The sequence below is a fragment of the Citrobacter youngae genome (genome assembly GCF_003818115.1).
GTDB classification, from domain to species: Bacteria; Pseudomonadota; Gammaproteobacteria; order Enterobacterales; family Enterobacteriaceae; genus Citrobacter; species Citrobacter youngae.
The window spans coordinates 1-689 of the sequence record NZ_RPOI01000053.1 but is presented as its reverse complement, the minus strand read 5'-3'; the positions used below and the strand labels follow the sequence as shown (position 1 = coordinate 689).

Below are 689 nucleotides of genomic sequence, written 5' to 3'. Positions count from 1 at the left end.
AGAACGTTACAACCGGCTCTGTCACGTTGTCTCCTTTATCGACTTTTCTGAATCCCATCATTGAAACAGGCCGGTTCCTGTCGTCATTCCAGTCAGCAAATCGACTGAACTGATTACGCGTCATGAAGTCCCGTACCTGTTCAAGTGCCGCTTTATCTTCCTGATTAGCTGTATGGCCCCGGTCAGCCATCCATGCAGCCAGACAACTTTGAGCGGCACGAAAGGCCTCTCCCTCCGGCCATCCTGTGATGCCCGCTTTTGTGGCCAGTTCCCCGGCCATCGCAACCAGAGCAAAACGGGTAACAGCCCGGCCAACCTGATTCCCGGCATTTTCCGGCGTCAGCCTTCGAGTGTACTCTTTCAATAAGGCTTTCGCCTGGCTGGTCAGTTCCGGCAGATCAGCGGTCAGGCAATGCAGCCAGTCGCGGAATGGCGCACCATGATAATGCGCTACGTGCTGCTCAAGATGCTCAGCCAGGGTTTTCCCGCTACTGAAGCCATGAAGTTCTTCAAACACACCATATTTGCCTGAATCGCTTGGGATCTGGATCATTCTGACTTCAACCCCGGCATACGTACGTTCCCCGGCGCTTGCCGCATGTTCCACCAGTGACAGTTCCCCGGTGGACAGAAACAACAGATTCCAGCGGTTGGTTTCCCTTACCGATCCATCTGTTCTGGCTCTGGCT

General features: G+C 54.3%; 1 protein-coding gene. It reads right to left on the bottom strand.

Going from position 1 to position 689, the window contains the following annotated elements; all coding sequences use genetic code 11:
* The coding region (locus tag EHN13_RS23910; RefSeq protein ID WP_170166187.1) for a DUF927 domain-containing protein at positions 1-689 on the bottom strand (689 nt) is incomplete at both ends.